Raw genomic sequence first — 16,806 nt, 5'->3', positions numbered from 1 at the left:
TTGAAGGAAATATTTTTACCGCGTGGCGGATTTTCGATATGGATAAAGGTACAGTGCTTTCAGACGGCATTTCGTTTTTAAACATTGTCGGGCTGCCCCGCATACCTGCAGAACAGCTCCCCTTATGCCGTCTGAAACCCGTATCAGTAGCGTTCCAAATCGATATCCAAACCCAGTGAGCGAATCTCTTTGACCAATACGTTGAAGGACTCGGGCATACCGGCATCGATTTTGTGTTCGCCTTTGACGATGTTTTCGTACATTTTGGTACGGCCGTTCACGTCGTCAGACTTCACAGTCAGCATCTCTTGCAGCGTGTATGCCGCGCCGTATGCTTCCAATGCCCAAACCTCCATCTCACCGAAACGTTGGCCGCCAAACTGAGCTTTACCGCCCAGAGGTTGTTGAGTAACCAGACTGTACGGGCCGGTAGAACGCGCGTGCATTTTTTCGTCAACCAAGTGGTGCAGTTTCAGATAGTGCATCACACCGACTGTAACCTTGCGGTCAAATGCTTCGCCTGAACGGCCGTCATACAGCGTGATTTGAGTTTTACTGTCGTTGAAGCCCAGTTTCTCAACCTCAGGATCTTCGCTTGGGTAAGCCAAGTTCAACATTTCGCGGATTTCAGACTCTTTCGCACCGTCGAATACAGGAGAGGCGAAAGATGCACCTTTACGCAGATTGGAAGCCAATTCGATGATTTCTTCATCAGTCAGGCTGTCCAAATCTTCTTTCTTACCGCTGCCGTTGTAGAGTTTGTTCAAGAACTCGCGCAGCTCGCCGGCTTTGCGTCGCTCTTTCAGCATACGGTCGATGCGCTCGCCGATACCTTTTGCCGCCCAACCCAAGTGAACTTCCAAAATCTGACCGATGTTCATACGGGAAGGTACGCCCAACGGGTTCAGTACGATGTCCACAGGACGGCCGTCCGCCATGTACGGCATGTCTTCCACAGGCAGAATGCGAGATACCACACCTTTATTACCGTGGCGGCCCGCCATTTTGTCACCGGCTTGCAGACGGCGTTTGATGGCGATAAAGACTTTCACCATTTTTTGTACGCCGGGTTGCAGCTCGTCGCCTTGGGTCAGTTTTTTCTTCTTGATCTCATACAACTCATCCGCTTCTTCGCGTTTTTGTTGCAGGCTCAATTTAATCAGTTCCAACTGCTTGGCCAAATCTTCATCGGTCAAACGGATATCAAACCAATCGTGCCTGCTCGGCAGACCCGCCAGATATTCGGTCGTGATTTCGCTGCCTTTGGCCAGCTTCATCGGACCGCCGTTGGCTTTCTGACCGACAATCATACGCTCGATACGGTCGAATGCGTCGTTGTCGAAAATACGCAATTGGTCGTTCAAATCCAAACGGTAGCGTTTCAATTCGGAATCGATAATGGATTGGGCGCGTTTGTCGCGTTGGATGCCTTCGCGGGTAAAGACTTGAACGTCGATAACCGTACCGCTCATACCGGTAGGCATACGCAATGAAGTATCTTTTACGTCAGACGCTTTTTCGCCGAAGATGGCGCGCAGCAGTTTTTCTTCCGGCGTCAGCTGGGTTTCGCCTTTAGGCGTTACCTTGCCTACCAACACATCGCCGGCTTCTACTTCCGCACCGATGTAAACGATACCGGATTCGTCCAAACGGTTTTGCATACGCTCGGACAAGTTCGGAATATCGCGGGTAATGTCTTCCGCACCCAGCTTGGTATCGCGGGCAACGACATTCAATTCCTCAATGTGAATCGAAGTATAGCGGTCGTCCGCAGCCACTTTTTCGGAAATCAGAATCGAGTCTTCGTAGTTGTAACCGTTCCACGGCATGAAGGCGATGGTCATATTTTGACCCAAAGCCAATTCGCCCAAATCGGTGGACGCGCCGTCGGCCACCAAATCGCCGCGTTGCAAAACATCGCCTGCTTTGACAGCCGGACGTTGGTTGATGTTGGTAGATTGATTGGAACGGGTGAATTTAACCAAATTGTAAATATCGACACCCACTTCGCCGGCAGTCGCTTCGTCGTCATGGACACGGATCACAACGCGGTTGGCATCGACATACTCGACCACGCCGCCTCGGCGGGCAACGATTGCAGTAGCAGAGTCAACGGCAACGGAACGCTCGATACCGGTACCGACCATCGGTTTTTCAGGACGCAGACAAGGCACTGCCTGACGTTGCATGTTGGCACCCATCAATGCGCGGTTCGCGTCATCGTGTTCCAAGAACGGAATCAGGGATGCCGCAACGGATACCACCTGACCGGTTGCCACGTCCATATATTGGACGCGGTCGGGCGTTGCCATAATGGTTTCGCCTTTTTCACGACAGGTAACCAAATCGCCAATCAGATTGCCGTCTGAATCCAAATCGGCATTCGCCTGTGCAATCACATAGCGGCCTTCTTCGATGGCAGACAAGTAATCAATTTCCTCGGTTACTTTGCCGTCAATAACGCGGCGGTAAGGCGTTTCCAAGAAACCGTAATCATTGGTGCGCGCGTAAACAGACAATGAGTTGATCAAACCGATGTTCGGACCTTCAGGCGTTTCAATAGGACATACACGTCCATAGTGGGTCGGATGCACGTCCCGCACTTCGAAGCCGGCACGTTCGCGGGTCAAACCGCCCGGGCCCAATGCAGATACACGGCGTTTATGGGTTACTTCAGACAAGGGATTGGTCTGATCCATAAACTGACTCAATTGGCTGGAGCCGAAGAATTCTTTGATGGCGGCAGAAACGGGTTTCGCATTAATCAAGTCGTGCGGCATCAAGTTTTCTGATTCCGCCTGATTCAAACGTTCTTTTACGGCACGTTCCACACGAGCCAAACCGCTGCGGAATTGGTTTTCAGTCAGCTCGCCTACCGACCGTACTCGACGGTTGCCCAAGTGATCGATATCGTCCACTTCGCCATGGCCGTTACGCAACTCGACCAAAGTCGCAATCGAGGCGACAATATCTTCGACGCTCAGGACATAACCGCCTTTGTCGGCAGCACCGGCAAACGTCTCGTTCAACAGGCGGCCGTACCAAGAGTTTTGTTGGGCTTCGGACAGTTTTTGTTCGTATGTGCGCGTATTAAATTTCATACGGCCTACGCGGGACAAATCGTAGCTGTCTTCACTGAAGAACAAGCGGTTAAACAATTGCTCGACCGCCTCTTCGGTGGGCGGTTCGCCCGGACGCATCATACGGTAAATCGCAACACGCGCCGCCTGCCGGCCGGCAGTCTCATCCGTGCGCAAGGTATTGGAAATATAAGCACCCTGATCCAACTCATTGATGTAAAGGGTCGTAATTTCTTTTACGCCGTTAATATCAAATTTGGCCAACAACTCTTCTGTAATTTCATCATTGGCAGAAGCCAATACCTCGCCGGTTTCCGAATCAATCAAATCGGCAGCCAATGCTTTGCCCAGCAGGCTTTCCTGTTCTACATCCAAACGGGTCAGGCCTGCATTGGTAATATCACGGATATTTTTCGCAGTAATGCGCTTACCTTTGGCAACCAATACATTGCCTTCTTTATCCAAGATATCGACCTTGGCAGTTTCGCCTTTCAGACGGCCTGCGACCAAATCGGTTTGAACACCGTTTGAAGACAAATAAAACGTTTCTTTGTCGTAGAAAATATCCAAGATTTGCTCATTGTTGTAGCCCAAAGCCTTCAACAAAATCGTTACCGGCATTTTACGGCGGCGGTCGATACGGAAATACAGCAAATCTTTCGGATCAAATTCAAAATCCAACCATGAACCACGGTAGGGAATGATGCGGGCGGAGAATAACAATTTGCCGGAAGAGTGTGTCTTACCTTTGTCATGCTCGAAGAACACACCGGGCGAACGGTGCAACTGGGAAACAATCACACGCTCTGTGCCGTTAATCACAAAAGAACCGCTCGGGGTCATCAACGGAATTTCGCCCATATACACTTCGTTTTCACGAACTTCTTTTACCGTCGGTTTAGACGCTTCCTTATCCAAAATCACCAAACGGATACGCGCGCGCAGAGGGGCAGCATAAGTGATTCCGCGCAATTGACATTCAGGGATATCGAACAAAGGCTCGCCCAGCGTGTAATATACAAACTCCAGACGAGCATAACCGTTGTGGCTCACAATCGGGAAAATAGAATTAAATGCCGCTTGCAGACCGTCATCGGTACGTTTGTCAAAAGCATTTTCCAGCTGCAAAAATTTCGCATAAGAATCAATTTGGGTTGCCAGTAGAAAAGGAACTTCCAAAACATTTTCCCGCTTTGCAAAACTCTTACGGATACGTTTTTTCTCGGTAAACGAATAGTTCATACACACTCCGAAAAGTAATTTTCAATAATAGGCCGTCTGAAAACAACGGTACGCATCAATCTGATATTTACATTTATTTGCAATGATTTGATAAAAACTATGCAAATAAATGTAAACAATACTTAATGCTTATTTTAAGAAGCAAAATAAGGCTGGCAGAAAACTGCCAGCCTTCATAAGAAGCATCAAATTATTTGATTTCGACTTTAGCGCCTGCTGCTTCCAGTTGTTTTTGGATGTCTTCGGCTTCAGCTTTAGAAACACCCTCTTTAATGGTTTTAGGTGCGCCGTCAACGATGTCTTTAGCTTCTTTCAGACCCAAACCAGTAATTGCACGGACAACTTTAATCACGCCGACTTTTTGATCGCCGGCAGAAGCCAAAACGACATCAAATTCGGTTTTTTCTTCAGCATCGGCAGCACCGGCACCAGCAGGACCTGCAACTGCAACAGCAGCAGCAGAAACACCGAATTTTTCTTCAAAAGCTTTAACCAGGTCATTCAATTCCATTACGGTCAAAGAACCAACTGCTTCCAAAATGTCTTCTTTAGTAATAGCCATGCTATTTTACTCCAAATATTGTATTAAAAAATAATTGATTAACAGAAACAAAATCGATTAAGCAGCTTCTTCGCCGGCTTTTTTCTCTGCCAAAGCAGCCAAACTGCGCGCAAAGCCCGATACAGGAGCTTGCATAACGAACAACAGTTTGGACAACAGCTCTTCGCGGCTCGGAATAGAAGCCAACTCAGCAACCTGAGCAGCATTCATTACTTCGCCATTGTAAGAACCGGCTTTAACGACAATTTTGTCATCTTTTTTCGCGAATTGGTGCAACACTTTAGCAGCAGCAACAGCATCTTCAGAAGCAGCGTAAACCAACGGACCAACCATTTGATCGGCCAATTCTACAAATGAAGTACCTTGCACTGCGCGACGAGCCAGAGTATTTTTCAGAACGCGCAAATAAACGCCTTCTTTACGTGCATTCGCACGAAGCTCAGTCATACTGGAAACACTGATACCGCGATATTCAGCGACTACGAGGGTTTGAGCATTAGCAATTGCCGCGCTAATTTCCTCGACCGCCACTTTCTTGGTTTCAATATTGAGACTCAAGGTCTACCTCCCACTGTTTATAAACAGGATACCAAAACGATATCCCACCAGCGCGGTAACCTAAAAAGACATCTTACAAGCAATCTTGCAATGTGTTTCAGGACTACCGTCTGCGTAGGGCAGTTACGATTAAATCTTACGATCCCTACGGTCTTGGACATCTACTTAATTTTAAGTAGCCCAAATTCAAGCAACTCAAAAACAGAGTTGCTTGAAAATTTCTTAGATTAGTTATTCACGCTTGATGTATCAACGCGAACACCTAAACCCATAGTGCTGGATACAGCAACTTTTTTCAGGTACTGACCTTTAGCAGCAGCAGGTTTGGCTTTAACGATAGCGTCCAGCAACGCATCAAAGTTCTCTTTCAAATCAGCTTCAGCGAATGAAGCACGACCAATCGTTGCATGAACAATACCTGCCTTGTCGGTACGGTACTGCACTTGACCTGCTTTTGCATTTTTTACCGCTTCGGCAACATTAGGGGTAACCGTACCTATTTTAGGGTTTGGCATCAGACCACGAGGACCCAAGATGGTACCCAATTGACCAACGATACGCATTGCATCAGGAGAAGCAATAACAACATCAAAGTTCAGATTGCCTGCTTTGATTTCAGCAGCCAAATCTTCGAAACCGACGACATCCGCACCAGCCTCTTTAGCAGCTTCTGCATTTACACCTTGAGTAAATACAGCCACACGGGTTGTCTTACCAGTACCTTTAGGCAGAACGACTGAACCACGGATAACTTGGTCAGATTTACGAGAATCAACGCCCAAGTTGAAAGATACGTCAACAGATTCGTCAAATTTAGCGGTAGCAGCTTTTTTAACCAAGGCAATTGCTTCGTCGATTGCGTACAGTTTGTTAGCTTCAACAGAAGAGCGAAGAACTTTCAAGCGTTTAGATACTTTAGCCATTATACAACACCCTCCACGTCCAAGCCCATTGAGCGAGCAGAACCTGCTATAGTACGAACAGCCGCATCCAAGTCAGCAGCAGTCAAATCAGGCTCTTTAGTTTTAGCAATTTCTTCCAACTGGGCACGGGTCAATTTACCTACCTTGTTTGTCAGAGGATTAGAACTACCTTTTTGCAAACCGGCGGCTTTTTTCAACAGAATAGAAGCCGGAGGAGTTTTCATCACAAATGTGAATGATTTATCTGCAAATGCAGTAATCACAACCGGAATTGGCAAACCAGATTCCATACCTTGGGTTGCAGCATTAAATGCTTTACAGAATTCCATGATATTCAAACCACGTTGACCCAAAGCAGGACCAACTGGGGGGGATGGATTGGCTTTGCCTGCAGGAATTTGCAGTTTAATATAGCCGATAATTTTCTTTGCCACTTAACGGACTCCTAAAAACGGGTAAGACGCGGAACCATTTCCGCTCCCCAAGTTAGTTTTTGATTCTATCCTCTTATTGCTTTTTTTTCAAGTATAAAAATCAGTTAATCTTCTCAACCTGGCTGAACTCCAGCTCAACGGGTGTTTCTCTACCAAATATCTGAACAGACACGCGTAACTTATTCCGTTCATAATTGACCTCCTCAACCACCCCGTTAAAATCCGCAAACGGTCCTTCATTTACACGAACCTGTTGACCGACCTCAAATTCAACTTTTGGTTTCGGCTTCTCTATGCCGGTCTGAACCTGCTGTAAAATAATTTCAGCCTCTCTCTGACTAATCGGCGTGGGTCTATTAGCCCTCCCTCCAATAAAACCAGAAACACGGGGAGTGCTTTTTACAAGATGCCAAGAGTCATCTGTCATTTCCATCTCAACTAACACATAACCAGGATATGACTTTCTTTCACTAATAGTCTTACGACCATTGCGGATATCAACAACTTTCTCTACAGGCACCAGAATTTGTCCGAAATAATCTCCCATCTCCTCACGGGCAATTCGCTCTTCCAATATTCGTTGGACATTCTTCTCAAACCCCGAATACGCCTGTACAACATACCATTTTTTCGACATCTCAACCTTCCCTTCTCAGCAATACATCAAAAAATAACCACGAAATTGCTGTATCTGCCGCATAGATAAATATAGAAAGCACAGCAACAAACACTATAACAAATACAGTCATTCTGACGGCATCTTCACGCTTAGGCCAAACCACCTTTTTGAATTCGGACCAAGAATTTGAGAAATATGCAAAAAAACCCTCCTTACCGGAATTAGATGCAGATTCTTTATCTTGAACAACCAGTTGATTCACTTTAACATTCTTTTTTTCAGGCGTATGTTCTGTCATATTATTTATCCATCATAGCATCTGTCTATTCTCAATCCATGTAAATGGCAAGAGAGTTTACTAAATAACAAATACAAAAAAATTAACCGGCACAAGGCCGGTTAATTTTTTATTTGGCAGGCCAAGAGGGTCTCGAACCCCCAACCCTCGGTTTTGGAGACCGATACTCTACCAATTGAGCTATTGGCCTCTAAACTTAAGCGATAACAGAAGAAACCACGCCGGCACCCACGGTACGGCCGCCTTCGCGAATCGCAAAGCGCAGACCTTCTTCCATAGCGATAGGCGCAATCAGTTCTACAGTAATGGTTACGTTCTCACCCGGCATTACCATTTCCACACCTTTTTCCAAAGTAACCGCGCCGGTTACGTCAGTGGTACGGAAGTAGAATTGGGGACGGTAGTTGGCGAAAAACGGGGTATGGCGGCCGCCCTCTTCTTTGCTCAATACGTACACTTCTGCTTTGAACTTGGTGTGAGGAGTGATAGTACCCGGTTTGGCCAATACCTGACCGCGTTCTACGTCTTCACGTTTGGTACCGCGCAGCAATACGCCTACGTTGTCGCCCGCCTGACCTTCGTCCAGCAGTTTGCGGAACATTTCAACGCCGGTACAGGTGGTTTTTTGGGTTTCTTTCAGACCGACGATTTCAATCTCGTCACCAACGTGGATGATACCTCGCTCTACACGGCCGGTGACTACGGTACCGCGGCCGGAAATGGAGAACACGTCTTCGATAGGCAGCAGGAATGGTTTGTCCACGGCACGCTCGGGAGTCGGGATGTAGCTGTCCAATGCGGTAGCCAGTTCGAAGATTTTTTCTTCGTAAGCGGCATCGCCTTCCAAGGCTTTCAGTGCGGAACCTTGTACGATCGGGCAGTCGTCGCCGGGGAAGTCGTAGCTGGACAGCAGGTCGCGGATTTCCATTTCAACCAGTTCCAACAGCTCGGCATCGTCGACCATGTCGCATTTGTTCATGAACACGATGATGTAAGGTACGCCTACTTGACGGGCCAGCAGGATGTGTTCGCGGGTTTGCGGCATAGGGCCGTCGGCAGCAGAACATACCAGGATTGCACCGTCCATTTGTGCGGCGCCGGTAATCATGTTTTTAACGTAGTCGGCGTGACCCGGACAGTCTACGTGTGCGTAGTGGCGGGTTTCGGTTTCGTATTCTACGTGCGAGGTGTTAATGGTAATACCGCGTGCTTTTTCTTCGGGTGCGTTGTCGATTTGGTCGTAAGCTTTTGCAGCGCCGCCGAATTTTTTAGCTAAAATAGTAGTCAAAGCGGCAGTCAGGGTGGTTTTACCATGGTCAACGTGACCGATGGTGCCAACGTTTACGTGCGGTTTGCTACGTTCGAATTTTTCCTTAGCCATGGCAATATCCTATATATCTAAGCCTTAAAGAAATGAATAATCGAGAGATGGTGCCCATGGGCAGATTTGAACTGCCGACCTCTCCCTTACCAAGGGAGTGCTCTACCCCTGAGCTACATGGGCCTAATTGTTTGGAGCGGGTGAAGGGAATCGAACCCTCACCGTAAGCTTGGAAGGCTTCTGCTCTACCATTGAGCTACACCCGCATTACTCGCTACTGCCCCAAGTAAGAATTTTGGTGGAGGGAGAAGGATTCGAACCTTCGAAGCTTTCGCAACAGATTTACAGTCTGCCCCCTTTGACCGCTCGGGAATCCCTCCAAAAGAGAACACTAGTTTATTAGCGGCTTGCTTTTCCGTCAAGTTTTTTTTTGATTTTATTTCAAAACAGACATAATTTGATGTTTTAAAAAGAATTTATTTAAACTGGATAATCTTTTCGTATTTCGCCATCAACTCGTCATGGGTTTCGGGATGTTCTTCGTCAATCAGGATGCAGTCCACCGGGCAAACCTGCTGGCACTGCGGCTCATCGTAGTGTCCGACGCACTGCGTGCAGAGGTTGGGGTTGATTTCGTAAATTTCCTCGCCTTGGGAAATGGCATCATTGGGGCATTCGGGTTCGCATACGTCGCAGTTGATGCACTCGTCGGTAATAAAAAGCGACATTTCTTTTCCTTTTCCACTAAATTATCAAAACCGGGCGGGCGCGGATTATAGCACAAGGTTTTTTTGAACCGGACGGTTGCAAACGAATGTTTACAACCCGGAAATGATTATCAAAGCGCATATTATTCAGCCACTTGGAAAACCCTTAATTCAAATGTACCCTGCCCCGACTTCCCCTCCCTATATCCCGTCAGCCAATCAGGTTTGTCCGGCTGCCTGCCTGCCTCGATATAAACATATGCGCCGTCATTCAGGCGTGTGCCCAATACATTGAAAAGACTTTCCCAACTTTGCCACGCAAACGGCGGATCAAGGAAGACGACATCGAATTTCTCTTTTAGGTTTGCCAAATAGGCAATGCCGTCCGAACAGACGGTTTGCACCTGCCCCAAACCCAGTTCGCGGCTGTTTTTCTCAAGGGTTTGCACCGTTTGACGGTTGTTGTCTGCAATCACGACCCGTTTTGCATTACGCGATGCCGCCTCCATGCCGAGTGCGCCGCTGCCTCCGAAGAGATCCAAAACCGTTTTTCCCGTCAAATCCTGTCCCAGCCAGTTAAACAGCTTTTCACGCACGCTGTCGGGGGTTGGGCGCAGTCCGTCGGCGGATGCAAAACTCAATTTCCTGCCCCGGCATTGCCCGCCGATAATGCGTACCCGGTTGCTGTGTTTGGTATGTTTGCCTGCCGCCATAATCAAAAGCCTGAAAGTTCAAACGGTATTATACAAGACCTGTCGAAGAATATGCCGCCTGAAAACTTTTTTCAGACGGCATATCTGTTTAAACGGTTTCGGTCAGCTTGCGGAGCAGCTCGATTTCTTTGTCTTTTTGTTCCAACATTTCTTTACAGTGTTTTAATTCCATTTTTAACAAATCCAGCTTTACCGATGCATCCTGAGCGGTATAGATTGCAAATTCCCCGCTGTTGGTATCCACATCGTTAATCTGCAACACCATCCCGCCGCCGCCCGATTTGAGCGAATCCCGACAAATCCGGATTCCCGCCTGCGCGGGAATGGCGGGTTTTAGGGTTACGGTGTATCGGCAATGGCGGTACGGGTATTTCCCCGCACCTGCCCCGCGCCTGTAAACGGCAGGTGCATCAAAAATGCCGTCTGAAGGTTCAGACGGCATCGGTATCGGGGAATCAGAAGCGGTAGCGCACGCCCAACGAGGCTTCGTGGGTTTTGAAGCGGGTGTTTTCCAGGCGTCCCCAGTTGTGGTAGCGGTACCCGGCGTCCAAGGTCAGGTTGGGCGTGATGTCGATGCCTACGCCTGCCACTGCGCCGAAGCCCAAGCTGCTGATGCTGCGGCTTTCGTGATGGGGAAGTTTGCGGATCGGAGCATTTGTGGTAACACTTGGCTTAACACCCTGTTCCTTTGGGTAAGTGGTAACAGCAACGGTTTCTTGTTGAACCGAACGAACCTGATGTCTGACGTGTCCGTAGGCGACGCGCATGCCGATATAGGGTTTGAAGCGGGAACCGGTATCGAAATCGTAAATGGTTGACAAGCCGAGAGAAGAAACGGCGTGGAACGTACCGTTTTCCTGATGTTCCGTCTTCAAGGTTTGCTCGTTGCGAAGCCTTTTATCACCTCCTGTTTGCACCAGTTTTGTGTTGGCGGAATATTTATTGTTGTTCCATTTCCTGTAACGGGCATAATCTGCCGCTATCCTCCAGCCGCCGAAGTCGTAGCCGACCGACACCCTGGGGTGGATGGAATGCGTACGGATGTTTCTGAAATAATCGCTTACCGTGCTTATTTTTTTGCCTTGGTTTGCACCGGCTGCATCGGGATAATCGCGGGTAATGTGCTCGTAGGCGTAAGCCAGATCCGCCTGCACATACGGGCCGCGCCCATGGTCTTCACCCGCCGCCCGCGCTGCGGAAGAGAAGAGAAGAGAAGAGAAGAGAAGAGAAGAGAAGAGAAGAGAAGAGAAGAGAAGAGAAGAGAAGTTTTTTGTCGGCCGTATGCATATCAACTCCGAATATCTAAGATTAAATTATTAAAAAGATTGTTAATAAACGCCAAGCATTTTATCAGATTTGTTTTGCCGGGATATGATTTGTTTTGTTAAAGAATGTATTTATTTTTTAAAATCCCGGCCAACCGGGATAAATCCTGCTTTACCAATTGTTTTAAAATGGAAATTCGAACTTTTACCCCACTGTTGTCAAAACGCCGTCCGCACTCCTTCAAATACAGCCCGAAATGCTCTTTGGGAATGCCGTCAAACTTGCGCAAATGACGTTTGCCCGATTCCAAAAGTTCCCAATTGCGTTGATATGGTTTTGCCGTTCGGCAAAATGTGTGCCGCGATTGATACGGAAACGGCCAAATCCGCTTACAATCTGATACATCGTAACTACGAACAATCCGTATAAACAATGCTGCCGGGTTTCACCCGTCCGCGGATAATAGGCAATAAAATAGCGGTTCGAGTGTCCGACAGTAACCGTACAAACCTTGCCGTTGCGCTTCAAAAGCCCGAATACGGCGGCTTTGCCGGCGGCACTGCGGCCGCGTCTGCCTTTACGGAAATAACTTTCACCCGCCCCTGCTTCGCCGTCATACATTTCCAAATGCGGACTGTTTTGACGGATAAGTAATCGTAAACGATATGTCGTATGCCTCCATAATTTCGCAGATTTCGTCCAAATGCGTGTAAAGGAAGTTTTCCCGATGATGTGCCAAACACTATTTCGCCATAGAAAATAACAGGCTGCCGTGTTTTGATTAACTGCTGCCAACCCTGCTGCCGTTCTTGCAGTTACCCCTGCGGCAAACAGTCCGATGGGTTTCTTTTGTTTGTACCGGCTTGGACGGCTTTTCTCATAGGGATAATTCTGACTTAATTTAAATTTCCCCAGCCATCTGGGACAGCCCCTTCTAATTTACAAATGCCGTCTGAAACCCCTTTCAGACGGCATTTTCTTTCATCTTAATCCCAACCGCTTCACTCTTGCGGTGCAGGCGGTTCGATTTGTTCTTTCCAGCCGCATTCTTTTTGCGGGCAGACTTTTTCCACACCCCGGCGTTTGGTGGTTTTGATGGTCAGTACCGGCCAATGGCAGTTCGGGCATTCTTCGGCAACGGGCGGGTTCCAAGTGGCGTAGTTGCAGTCGGGATAGGTGCTGCAACTGTAAAACAGTTTGCCGTAGCGGGATTTGCGCTCGACGAGGTTGCCTTTTTTGCATTGCGGGCATTGGACGCCGGTATCTTTGGGTTTTTCCAACGGCTCGACGTGTTTGCATTTGGGGTAGTTGGCGCAACCGATGAATTTACTGCCGGTACGGCTGTATTTATACGCTAACCGTCCGCCGCATTTGGGGCATTCGCGTCCGTCGAGTTCGGCTTGTTCAGCCTCGGCTTTGGCGATGCGCTCGGCGGCTTCTTCGGCGGTTTCGTTGACGTTGCGCGTGTAGCTGCATTCGGGATAGCCGGCGCAGGCGACGAAGCGGCCCATTTTGCCGAACTTGATTTGCAGCTTGTGTTCGCCGCATTTCGGGCAGGTTTCGTTAAGTTCCTGCGTGGTAAATTTGGCGCGTTCGATGCCCTCTTTTTCTTCCACTTGTTTGATGAACGGTTTCCAGAATTTGTCCATCACAGGGATCCATTGGCGTTTGCCGTCGGCGATTTCGTCAAGCTGGTCTTCGAGTTTGGCGGTGAAGTGGTAATCGACGTATTGGGCGAAGTGTTCGGTCAGGAATTTATTGACGATGTCGCCTGTGTCGGTGGGCATGAAGCGTTTTTGCTCAAGGGTAACGTATTCGCGGTCTTTGAGCGTGGAGATGATGCTGGCGTAGGTCGAGGGGCGGCCGATGCCGTATTCTTCAAGGGCTTTAACCAGTGTGGCTTCGTTGTAGCGCGGCGGCGGAGTGGTGAAGTGTTGTTCGCCGTAGAGTTTGTCGACCGGCAATTTGTCGCCTTCGCTCATTTCGGGCAGTTTTTTGCCGTCTTCGCTCTCTTCATCGTCGCTGCTTTCTTCGTAAACGCTGAGGAAGCCTGCGAAGGTTTGCACTTGTCCGGTTACTCGGAACACGCCTTTGCCGACGGTAATATCGACGGTGGTTTGGTCGAATTTGGCGGGCGTCATCTGACAGGCGACGGTGCGCTGCCAAATCATTTGATAAAGTTTAAACTGGTCTGCACTCAGGAAGGGTTTGACGCTTTCGGGCGTGCGGTACACGGAAGTCGGGCGGATCGCTTCATGGGCTTCTTGGGCGTTTTTGGATTTGGTTTTGTATTGTTTGGCGGCACTCGGCAGATATTCTTTGCCGATTTTGTTTTCAATGTAATGGCGGATTTCGGTTAACGCTTCGTCAGCCAAATTCACGCTGTCGGTACGCATATAGGTAATCAGACCGATGGCGCCCTGCCCTACGTCTATACCTTCGTAAAGCTGCTGGGCGGTACGCATGGTGCGGTCGGTGGTGAAACCAAGTTTACGCACGGCATCCTGCTGCATGGTGGATGTGGTGAACGGCGCGGCGGGGTTGCGGCTGCGCTTTTTCTTTTCGATGGCGGTAACGACGGCCTCTTTGCCTTCGAGTTCTTTCAACACATCGGCTTGAGCGGCTTCGTTCGGCAGGTCGAATTGTTCGAGTTTCGCGCCGTTGTATTGGGCGAGTTTGGCGGTGAACTTGCTGCGGCCTTTGTGGCTGTCTAGATGTACCGTCCAATATTCCTGCGCTTCAAACGCGCGGATTTCGTTTTCGCGTTCGCAAATCAGGCGCAAAGCAGGGCTTTGCACGCGGCCCGCGCTCAAACCGCGTCGGATTTTTTTCCACAGCAACGGCGAGAGGTTGAAACCGACCAGATAGTCCAGAGCGCGACGGGCTTGTTGCGCATCGACCAAATCCATTTCGATTTCGCGAGGATGGGCAACCGCATCGAGCACGGCGTTTTTGGTGATTTCGTGGAACACGACACGCTGCGGCTTGATGTTTTTCAGGCCGCGTTTGGATTTGAGGATTTCCAAAAGATGCCAGGAAATGGCTTCGCCTTCCCTGTCCGGGTCGGTTGCGAGGTAGATGTTTTCGGCTTCTTTGGCAGCGGCAACAATCGCATCGACATGTTTGCCGTTGCGGCTGATGAGTTGGTATTTCATCGCAAAGCCGTTGTCGGGATCGACCGCGCCGCTTTTGGGGACGAGGTCGCGGACGTGTCCGTAGGACGCGAGGATTTCAAAATCGCCGCCCAAATATTTTTTCAGGGTTTTGGCTTTGGACGGGGATTCGACGATTAAGAGGTTTTTCGCCATTTGTCGTTCTCTGGATGGTGGTTTTGACGCCGGTGTTTCAGACGGCATCGGGCGGGCCGGCGCCGTCTGAAGCCGCTTCAGTTCATCGTGGGTTTGTTGTCGAGTAAAAGCGCGCTCATCAGCTCGTCGCCGACCAATACGGGCAGCTCGCTCTTGTTTGCCCATAAAAGCAGCAGGGTCAGCACTTTGGCGGTATCTACGGTAATTTCGTCGCCGGGGATGTGCATGAGCGCGTGGATGATGATTTCCCGCTGTTCGCAGCTGACGGCTTTTTCTTCAATCAGATACTGCATCAGCCCCATCACTTCCTGCGGCAGGTTGTCGGTTTCTTCTTTGCTGTACACGCGCAATGCGCCGCTGCCGGCGGGTTCGGCGGAAAATTCGGAGCTGTTGAGCAATACTTCCATCATCATCAGGGTGTTGCCGATTTCCATCGTATCGAAACCCGCTTCTTCAAGCAGCATACCCAAGTCTTCGGGCGGCGGGCAGGTATCGAAATCTTGGAAATGTTCGATGAGGTAGGCGATGACTTCGGTCATTCGTGTTCCTTAATATAAAGTGCGTTCAAGTTCGGATACGCTGGTATCTGCCGCCGGGCATTGCGGCAACGCTGCCGTCCAATTCCAATTCCAACAGTGCGGCATACAAATCTGCGGCAGGCATAGCCAACTGTCCGGCAAGCACGTCGGGATGGATGGGGTCGAAACCCATTTTATCCAGTATGCCGCCGACGGCTGTGCCGCCTGCCGCCCCTTCAGACGGCATTTTTGCGGCAGGCGGCGGGGCGTATGCCGTCTGAACGGCGCGGCGGCCCGTGTCGGGCGTATCCTTATTTATAGAATATGACGAAGCACCCGTATTTTGCAATAGCCCCGGGCATTCGTTCAGGATGTCGTCCAAACATTCCGTCAGTTTCGCTCCGTCTTTAATCAGTTTGTGGCAGCCTTTGCTGTGGGGGTTGTCTATCGAACCGGGTACCGCCATCACTTCGCGCCCCATTTCTGCCGCCAGGCCGGCGGTAATCAGCGAACCGGATTCCAAGGCGGCCTCGACCACCAGCGTAACCTGCGACAGCGCGGCAATCAGGCGGTTGCGGCGCGGAAAGTTGCCGGCATACGGCCGCGTGCCGATGGGGAACTCGCTGACAATCAGCCCTTTTTCGGCGATTTCATAGGCAAGGTTTTTGTTGGCCGGCGGATAAATGCGGTCTATGCCCGTCCCCCACACGGCGATGGTGCCGCCTTCTGCCTCCAGTGCGCCCTGATGGGCGGCGGTGTCGATGCCCGAAGCCATACCCGACACGGTAGGAATGCCTTTCCCACCCAACGCCCTGCCGAAATCTTTGGCAATCCGCATCGCCTGCGGCGTGGCATGGCGGCTGCCGACGATGGCGGCGGAAGGCTTGTGCAGCAGCCGCACGTTGCCGCGCAAAAACAAAACCGGCGGCGCGGTCAGCCCCTGCGTCAGCATTTCGGGGAAATCTTCATCCTGAAGCAGCATCAGGCGGCATCCGTCCCGCATTTCCCATTCCAACGCCGCTTCTGCCGCCTGCCGCGCCAAAGCGCGTTTTTCCGCATTGCGCCAAGCCTCAAGCGCGTGCTTATGCCGCACCGCCGGGGCAACCTGTTCCGCCGGTGCGGACAAGGCATTTTGCGCGCTGCCGAAACTGCGCATCAGCAGCAGGAAACTTTCCGCGCCGATATAGGGCGTAAACGCCAATTGCAGCCACGCGAAACGTTCGTCCTCTGTCATAAAATCCATCCCCTTACGATTCC

General features: G+C 49.9%; 16 protein-coding genes, 4 tRNA genes and 1 pseudogene. 1 reads left to right on the top strand and 20 read right to left on the bottom strand.

The window, feature by feature from the left end:
• Positions 1-38 precede the first annotated feature (38 nt).
• A complete protein-coding gene (locus HT085_RS10270) occupies positions 39-179 on the top strand; it encodes a hypothetical protein (protein WP_020996737.1) in 141 nt (46 codons plus the stop codon).
• Here the strand turns inward: HT085_RS10270 and rpoB are convergent.
• From rpoB to dprA, 20 genes and pseudogenes are all read right to left on the bottom strand, one after another.
• A complete protein-coding gene (rpoB, locus tag HT085_RS10265) occupies positions 144-4,322 on the bottom strand; it encodes a DNA-directed RNA polymerase subunit beta (protein WP_003690105.1) in 4,179 nt (1,392 codons plus the stop codon). The two genes, HT085_RS10270 and rpoB, sit on opposite strands and share 36 nt — an antisense overlap.
• Before the next feature lie 190 nt (positions 4,323-4,512).
• Positions 4,513-4,884, bottom strand: a complete 372-nt coding sequence (gene rplL / locus HT085_RS10260) for a 50S ribosomal protein L7/L12 (RefSeq protein ID WP_003690106.1) — start codon at positions 4,882-4,884, stop codon at positions 4,513-4,515.
• A 57-nt stretch (positions 4,885-4,941) separates the two neighbouring features.
• Positions 4,942-5,442 carry a 50S ribosomal protein L10 gene (gene rplJ, locus HT085_RS10255; protein ID WP_003690107.1) on the bottom strand — a complete coding sequence of 167 codons (501 nt, stop codon included), beginning with the start codon at positions 5,440-5,442 and terminating at the stop codon, positions 4,942-4,944.
• Positions 5,443-5,669: 227 nt separating this feature from the next.
• Positions 5,670-6,365 (bottom strand): 50S ribosomal protein L1, encoded by a 696-nt coding sequence (rplA, locus tag HT085_RS10250; protein WP_003690110.1) that lies wholly within the window; start codon positions 6,363-6,365, stop codon positions 5,670-5,672.
• Positions 6,365-6,799: a 50S ribosomal protein L11 gene (rplK, locus tag HT085_RS10245; protein WP_003690112.1), complete on the bottom strand. Its 435-nt coding sequence runs from the start codon at positions 6,797-6,799 to the stop codon at positions 6,365-6,367. Before rplK ends, rplA begins: the two co-directional genes overlap by 1 nt.
• Before the next feature lie 100 nt (positions 6,800-6,899).
• Positions 6,900-7,436, bottom strand: a complete 537-nt coding sequence (nusG, locus tag HT085_RS10240) for a transcription termination/antitermination protein NusG (protein WP_002215369.1) — start codon at positions 7,434-7,436, stop codon at positions 6,900-6,902.
• 1 nt (position 7,437) lies between these two features.
• Complete coding sequence (secE, locus tag HT085_RS10235) at positions 7,438-7,716, bottom strand: preprotein translocase subunit SecE (protein ID WP_003690113.1); 279 nt, start codon at positions 7,714-7,716, stop codon at positions 7,438-7,440.
• A gap of 114 nt (positions 7,717-7,830) precedes the next feature.
• Positions 7,831-7,906, bottom strand: a tRNA-Trp gene (locus tag HT085_RS10230).
• A 6-nt stretch (positions 7,907-7,912) separates the two neighbouring features.
• Positions 7,913-9,097: an elongation factor Tu gene (gene tuf, locus HT085_RS10225; protein ID WP_003690212.1), complete on the bottom strand. Its 1,185-nt coding sequence runs from the start codon at positions 9,095-9,097 to the stop codon at positions 7,913-7,915.
• A gap of 48 nt (positions 9,098-9,145) precedes the next feature.
• Positions 9,146-9,220, bottom strand: a tRNA-Thr gene (locus HT085_RS10220).
• A 9-nt stretch (positions 9,221-9,229) separates the two neighbouring features.
• A tRNA-Gly gene (locus HT085_RS10215) sits at positions 9,230-9,303 on the bottom strand.
• A gap of 30 nt (positions 9,304-9,333) precedes the next feature.
• Positions 9,334-9,417, bottom strand: a tRNA-Tyr gene (locus tag HT085_RS10210).
• Between the two features lie 96 nt (positions 9,418-9,513).
• On the bottom strand, positions 9,514-9,765 hold the full coding sequence (locus tag HT085_RS10205) for a YfhL family 4Fe-4S dicluster ferredoxin (protein WP_002215364.1): 252 nt from the start codon (positions 9,763-9,765) through the stop codon (positions 9,514-9,516).
• Between the two features lie 122 nt (positions 9,766-9,887).
• Positions 9,888-10,457 carry a 16S rRNA (guanine(966)-N(2))-methyltransferase RsmD gene (gene rsmD, locus HT085_RS10200; protein ID WP_003690114.1) on the bottom strand — a complete coding sequence of 190 codons (570 nt, stop codon included), beginning with the start codon at positions 10,455-10,457 and terminating at the stop codon, positions 9,888-9,890.
• Positions 10,458-10,545: 88 nt separating this feature from the next.
• Entirely contained in the window at positions 10,546-10,899 is a 354-nt protein-coding gene (locus tag HT085_RS12220; RefSeq protein WP_010360925.1) for a hypothetical protein, read from the bottom strand.
• Between the two features lie 13 nt (positions 10,900-10,912).
• Positions 10,913-11,740: an opacity family porin gene (locus HT085_RS10190; RefSeq protein ID WP_172763956.1), complete on the bottom strand. Its 828-nt coding sequence runs from the start codon at positions 11,738-11,740 to the stop codon at positions 10,913-10,915.
• 101 nt (positions 11,741-11,841) lie between these two features.
• Positions 11,842-12,638 (bottom strand): annotated as a pseudogene (locus HT085_RS10185) (IS1595 family transposase).
• Between the two features lie 86 nt (positions 12,639-12,724).
• Positions 12,725-15,031 carry a type I DNA topoisomerase gene (topA, locus tag HT085_RS10180; RefSeq protein WP_014580418.1) on the bottom strand — a complete coding sequence of 769 codons (2,307 nt, stop codon included), beginning with the start codon at positions 15,029-15,031 and terminating at the stop codon, positions 12,725-12,727.
• 77 nt (positions 15,032-15,108) lie between these two features.
• Positions 15,109-15,570: a Smg family protein gene (locus HT085_RS10175; RefSeq protein WP_003690120.1), complete on the bottom strand. Its 462-nt coding sequence runs from the start codon at positions 15,568-15,570 to the stop codon at positions 15,109-15,111.
• A gap of 25 nt (positions 15,571-15,595) precedes the next feature.
• Positions 15,596-16,783 carry a DNA-processing protein DprA gene (dprA, locus tag HT085_RS10170; RefSeq protein ID WP_003690292.1) on the bottom strand — a complete coding sequence of 396 codons (1,188 nt, stop codon included), beginning with the start codon at positions 16,781-16,783 and terminating at the stop codon, positions 15,596-15,598.
• Positions 16,784-16,806 lie beyond the last annotated feature (23 nt).

The sequence above is a fragment of the Neisseria gonorrhoeae genome, assembly GCF_013030075.1.
GTDB lineage: Bacteria > Pseudomonadota > Gammaproteobacteria > Burkholderiales > Neisseriaceae > Neisseria > Neisseria gonorrhoeae.
The sequence above is the reverse complement of the archived record's forward strand: the minus strand, read 5'-3'. Positions and strand labels throughout refer to the sequence as shown.

What these genes read in the sequence shown, in the direction of transcription:
- HT085_RS10270 (WP_020996737.1), top strand. Translation starts at nt 39, where the DNA reads ATGGATAAAGGTACAGTGCTTTCAGACGGCATTTCGTTTTTAAACATT.
- rpoB (WP_003690105.1), bottom strand. Translation starts at nt 4,322, where the DNA reads ATGAACTATTCGTTTACCGAGAAAAAACGTATCCGTAAGAGTTTTGCA.
- rplL (WP_003690106.1), bottom strand. Translation starts at nt 4,884, where the DNA reads ATGGCTATTACTAAAGAAGACATTTTGGAAGCAGTTGGTTCTTTGACC.
- rplA (WP_003690110.1), bottom strand. Translation starts at nt 6,365, where the DNA reads ATGGCTAAAGTATCTAAACGCTTGAAAGTTCTTCGCTCTTCTGTTGAA.
- nusG (WP_002215369.1), bottom strand. Translation starts at nt 7,436, where the DNA reads ATGTCGAAAAAATGGTATGTTGTACAGGCGTATTCGGGGTTTGAGAAG.
- secE (WP_003690113.1), bottom strand. Translation starts at nt 7,716, where the DNA reads ATGACAGAACATACGCCTGAAAAAAAGAATGTTAAAGTGAATCAACTG.
- tuf (WP_003690212.1), bottom strand. Translation starts at nt 9,097, where the DNA reads ATGGCTAAGGAAAAATTCGAACGTAGCAAACCGCACGTAAACGTTGGC.
- HT085_RS10205 (WP_002215364.1), bottom strand. Translation starts at nt 9,765, where the DNA reads ATGTCGCTTTTTATTACCGACGAGTGCATCAACTGCGACGTATGCGAA.
- rsmD (WP_003690114.1), bottom strand. Translation starts at nt 10,457, where the DNA reads ATGGCGGCAGGCAAACATACCAAACACAGCAACCGGGTACGCATTATC.
- HT085_RS12220 (WP_010360925.1), bottom strand. Translation starts at nt 10,899, where the DNA reads ATGCCGTCTGAACCTTCAGACGGCATTTTTGATGCACCTGCCGTTTAC.
- topA (WP_014580418.1), bottom strand. Translation starts at nt 15,031, where the DNA reads ATGGCGAAAAACCTCTTAATCGTCGAATCCCCGTCCAAAGCCAAAACC.
- HT085_RS10175 (WP_003690120.1), bottom strand. Translation starts at nt 15,570, where the DNA reads ATGACCGAAGTCATCGCCTACCTCATCGAACATTTCCAAGATTTCGAT.
- dprA (WP_003690292.1), bottom strand. Translation starts at nt 16,783, where the DNA reads ATGACAGAGGACGAACGTTTCGCGTGGCTGCAATTGGCGTTTACGCCC.